The sequence below is a fragment of the Mesorhizobium sp. M7A.F.Ca.US.014.04.1.1 genome (genome assembly GCF_003998745.1).
GTDB classification, from domain to species: domain Bacteria; phylum Pseudomonadota; class Alphaproteobacteria; order Rhizobiales; family Rhizobiaceae; genus Mesorhizobium; species Mesorhizobium ciceri.
Genome location: NZ_RZRW01000738.1, coordinates 1 through 2,482, shown reverse-complemented (window position 1 = coordinate 2,482; position 2,482 = coordinate 1). Strand labels below are relative to the sequence as shown.

Here is a 2,482-nt window from a genome sequence, read left to right as displayed (position 1 = left end):
AGCCATGTCAATTTCGACACCACCGACATCTCGACCGAGGGCAGATCGACCTCGTTCGAGTTCGGCGGCGGCGTGATTGCCAAGGTGACGGACAAGGTCAGCATCTTCGCCACCGGCGACTACACCACCAATCTCGGTGGCGACAAGCGTCGGATCCTCGAAGGCAATCTGGGCTTCAGCGTCAAATGGTAAGGCCGGTCAAAAAGACAGCTTAATTGCTGGAACGCATCGCCACCGTGGCGATGCCGGCGCCGACCAGCAGCGTACCGCCGGTGCGGTTGAAGATGCGGATCGCCTTGGGATTGCGCACCACGTTGCGTGCGCGTGCCGCGATCAGCGCATAGCCGAAGGCATTGGCGAAGGCGAGCGCCAGGAAGGTCGTCTCGAAGATCAGCATCTGCGTCCAGAAATCGGCGTGCCGGTCGAGGAACTGCGGCAGGAAGGCAACGAAGAACGTGATGCTTTTCGGGTTGAGCGCGGTGACCAGCCAGGCGTGCGCCATCATCTTGGCCGAGGAGACCGCGTCGGTGCGCGGTTCGGCCTTCAACGCGCCGCCGGCGCGAAACAGTTTCACGCCAAGATAGATCAGATAACCGGCGCCGATCAGCTTCAGGATGGTGAAGACGGTCGCCGAGGCCGCCAGCAGCGCGCCGATACCCAGCATCGACAACGTCATCGCAGTGAAATCCCCCAACGCCACGCCGACGGCCATCGGCAGAGCGGTACGCCAGCCCTGGCCCAGCGCATAGGACACGACCAGCAGGATGGTCGGACCTGGAATGATGAGAAGGATCGTCGATGCGGCAGCGAAGGCGGCCCAGTTTTCGAAGGACATGCTCGTCTCCTTTGAGCTTAAAGAAGAGGATAAATCCTTAGGCCCGGGAGAATGTAAAGAGGCGATTTCCCTAACTGCGCCAGCGGCAGATCGGTGTCAGTTCGCGCCGCTCAGCGTGCTCACTATATCGGCCAGGCTGACATTGGCACCGAGAACGGTTGCCGCCGCGACAATGGCAGCGGCAAAAAGCTTGATGTCGGTTTTTAAGGTCTTGCACATGGAGGCCCCTCGCTGATGGTTCGAGGAGTAGGAGACGCCGGCGCCGGGAATATGACTCGACCGAGGTCTTTTTGTGCAGCAGCCTTCGTTCAAGTTCAGGCAAGAAGGTCGAACATCGCCAAGGCCATGCGCAAATGCAGGCTGTGCAAGGTCTTCACGCTTTATCAACCATGAATGAGGAAAATGCCTGCTATCCGGCCGGACCGTGCTTCCCGCCGACAGCGTAGGGTCTGGGTATATGCGTGAGTTGCCGCAAGGTCTGACGCCGCCGCGAAATGGCGACGCAATCGAAACCGATCATCATCTTTCCCGCCGCGCCATCCTGTCCGGGGCAGGGGCGCTTGCGCTGCTGAGCGCCGCCGGTTGCTCGACCTCGGGCGGCGGCCTGCCGGCGCTCGAGCTCGACGACGTCACCACGGGTTCCGTGCGGCCGATCCGGCCAAGCATCAGCGTCGACAAGAACGTCACCAGTCCCGGGGTCATGTATGCCGGGCTGACCGACGGCGGCTTCAACGTTCCGGAAGTGCCATATCTGAAGGTCAAGCCGGAATTCCGCCGCCAGATCGTCGTCGACACGACAGGCGAGGCGCCCGGCACCATCGTCGTCCATCTCAAGGAGCGCATGCTCTATTTGGTCCAGCCGGGCGGCGATGCCATCCGTTATGGCGTCGGCATCGGCAAGGACGGTTTCCGCTGGTCCGGCCGCGCCAACATCCAGTACGGCAGGGAATGGCCGACCTGGACGCCGCCGCCGGAGATGATCGCCCGCAAGCCTGAACTGGTGAAATGGCAGGCCGGACAGCCCGGCGGCCTCACCAATCCGCTCGGCGCGCGTGCCCTCTACATCTACCAGGACGGCAAGGACACCGGCTATCGCATCCACGGTTCGCCCGAATGGTGGAGCATCGGGCAAGCGATGTCGTCGGGCTGCGTGCGCCTGATCAACCAGGACATCATCGACCTCTACAGCCGCGTCTCCAAGAAAAATCCGGTCGTCGTCGTCTGACGCTTATGCGGCGTGTTGGCGCCGCTCGAAACTCCCGTTGCGCGATGCGACAAGACAGGCCAAGGTGCCTTGAAAACCATCGCGCCGGGAGAAATCAAGCATGGCTGGAACGTTTGTCATCGCGCAGGGCGGCGGCCCAACCGCCGTCATCAACCAGACGGTTGTCGGGGCGACGCTGGAGATCCGCAAGCGGCATCCCGGTGCCAAGGTGCTGGGCTCGATCCATGGCGTGCGCGGCATCCGTGACGGCAATTATGTCGACCTTTCCGCCATTCCGGAAGACCGCCTGCGGCTGATTGCCGGCACGCCGAGCGCCGCCCTCGGCTCGACGCGCGACAAGCCCGACGCCGCCTATTGCGATGTCATCCTCAACGGCCTGAAGAACGCCGGCGCCGACCCCTTCATCTATACTGGCGGCCACG

General features: G+C 62.7%; 5 protein-coding genes. 3 read left to right on the top strand and 2 right to left on the bottom strand.

Annotated elements, in window-relative coordinates; all coding sequences use genetic code 11:
* The coding region (locus tag EOA22_RS30795; RefSeq protein ID WP_127390479.1) for an autotransporter outer membrane beta-barrel domain-containing protein at positions 1 to 192 on the top strand (192 nt) is incomplete at its 5' end.
* 19 nt (positions 193 to 211) lie between these two features.
* Here the strand turns inward: EOA22_RS30795 and EOA22_RS30790 are convergent.
* Positions 212 to 835, bottom strand: coding sequence for a LysE family translocator (locus EOA22_RS30790; protein WP_023761181.1), 624 nt, complete (start codon positions 833 to 835; stop codon positions 212 to 214).
* Positions 836 to 931: 96 nt separating this feature from the next.
* The gene (locus tag EOA22_RS39625; protein WP_013528283.1) at positions 932 to 1,054 is read right to left on the bottom strand and encodes a hypothetical protein; all 123 of its coding nucleotides are present in this window, start codon (positions 1,052 to 1,054) and stop codon (positions 932 to 934) included.
* Positions 1,055 to 1,292: 238 nt separating this feature from the next.
* On the opposite strand from EOA22_RS39625, the gene EOA22_RS30780 reads away from it, so the two are divergent.
* On the top strand, positions 1,293 to 2,060 hold the full coding sequence (locus EOA22_RS30780; RefSeq protein WP_024501964.1) for a L,D-transpeptidase: 768 nt from the start codon (positions 1,293 to 1,295) through the stop codon (positions 2,058 to 2,060).
* A gap of 100 nt (positions 2,061 to 2,160) precedes the next feature.
* Positions 2,161 to 2,482: 6-phosphofructokinase (locus EOA22_RS30775; RefSeq protein WP_206521366.1), on the top strand; the 322-nt coding region annotated here is incomplete at its 3' end.